At 70.8% G+C, this 1,680-nt stretch carries 2 protein-coding genes; both read right to left on the reverse strand.

The genetic code is table 11. From position 1 onward, the window contains the following. Positions 1-1,334: NAD-dependent succinate-semialdehyde dehydrogenase (locus tag V7Q31_RS19100; RefSeq protein WP_333835420.1), on the reverse strand; the 1,334-nt coding region annotated here is incomplete at its 3' end. Further along, a partial coding sequence (locus tag V7Q31_RS19105; protein ID WP_333835421.1) for a Gfo/Idh/MocA family oxidoreductase occupies positions 1,334-1,680 on the reverse strand: 347 nt, incomplete at its 5' end. The genes V7Q31_RS19105 and V7Q31_RS19100, both read right to left, overlap by 1 nt.

Consider the following 1,680-nt stretch of genomic DNA (forward strand, 5'->3'; position numbering starts at 1 on the left):
GGCGCCTCGGCGGCGGCCAGCGCGAAGGAGTTGATCCCGACCATCCCGGCCTTCAGCGCCGCGACCGTGCGGCGGGCGCGCTCGGGGGACCGGGTGAAGGCATAGGCCGACAGGCCCATGGGGCTGGCGTTCGCACGTTCGAAAACCTCGTCGTCGTCGCGGAAGGACGTGATCGCCGCGACGGGGCCGAAGTTCTCGTGGGCGAAAACCTCCATGTCGTCGGCGACACCGGTCAGGACAGTCGGTTCGTAGAAATGCCCGGCGTTGAACCCGGGCGCGCGCCTGCCGCCATGAACCAGGGTGGCGCCGGCCCGGACGGCCCCCTGGACCACGGCGTCGATCTCCTGCAGGCGGCGCGCGCTGATCAGCGGGCCCATCGCCGTCGCCTCGTCCAGACCGTCGCCGAGCCGGATCGCGGCGGCGCGCCGCGCGAAGCCGTCCACGAAGGCGTCATGCAGGCGCGCGTGGACGAAGAAACGGTCGGGGGTGACGCAGACCTGCCCGCAATTGGCGTATTTCGTGGGCACCGCGACATCGAGCGCCGCCTCGAGATCGGCATCGTCGAACACGATCAGCGGCGCGTTGCCGCCAAGCTCCATCGACACCTTCTTCACCGTGTCCGCGGCATCACGGATCATCTGCTGGCCGACACGGGTCGAACCGGTGAGCGAGACCTTGCGGACACGCGTATCGGCCATGATCGGCGCATAGGTCTCGCCCGTGGCGCCGACAACCAGGTTCACGGCGCCGTCGGGCAACCCGCCCGCCCGGATGCAATCGACGATGATCATCGCCACGCCGGGCGTCTGCGACGACGGCCGCAGGACCACCGGGCAACCGGCGGCCAGCGCCGGGGCAAGCTTGCGCGCCGGCAGGGCCGCGGGAAAGTTCCAGGCCGTGAATGCGCCAACGATGCCCACGGGTTCGCGGCTGATCTCGAAGCGCCCGCCCGGCACGCGGCTCTCGACGATCCGGCCGTAGATCCGCCGCGCTTCTTCGGCGAACCAGCGGAACTGGTCGCAGGCCAGCCCCCACTCCCGGCCCGACTGCACCAAGGGCTTGCCCGTTTCGGTCGAGATCATCCGAACCGCCTCGTCGGTCCGGCGGCGCATCTCGTCGGCCACCCTGTGCAGGGCATCGGCGCGGCCGAATCCTCCCATGTCCAGAAGCGGCCGGAGGGCGCGGGCGGCGGCCCCGATCGCCGCACCGGTGTCCCCCGGTCCGGCCACGGCGACTTCCCCGACCGGCTTTTCGGTCACCGGCGACATGACCTCGGCGGTGCCGCTGCCGCGCACCCAGGCGCCGTCGATGAACAGCCCGTAGCCCTCGTACATCAGTCCAGTTCCTCGACCCGGACCATCCGGCCCTCGCGCGCCGAGATCATCGCCGCCTCGGCAAGGACCAGCGCGCGCCGCCCGTCCTCGAAGCTCGCCTGCACGGGCGCGCCGTTCACCACCGACTCCACGAAGGCGTCGATCTCGGCGTCGAACGCCTCGCGGTAGCGCTCGATGAAGAAGTCCAGATACGGGTCCGCCGCCTCGACCTGCCTGGCGCCGAACCGGCGCAACTCGTTCGGCTTGCGGTTCAGGCTCTGCACCATGCCCGCGTCGCCCAGAAGCTCCACGCGCTGGTCGTAGCCGTAGGTCGAGGCGCGGGACGTGTTGATGTGGCACTGCTTGC

The sequence above is a fragment of the Rubrimonas sp. genome, from assembly GCF_036788415.1.
In the GTDB taxonomy this organism is placed as follows: domain Bacteria; phylum Pseudomonadota; class Alphaproteobacteria; order Rhodobacterales; family Rhodobacteraceae; genus Rubrimonas.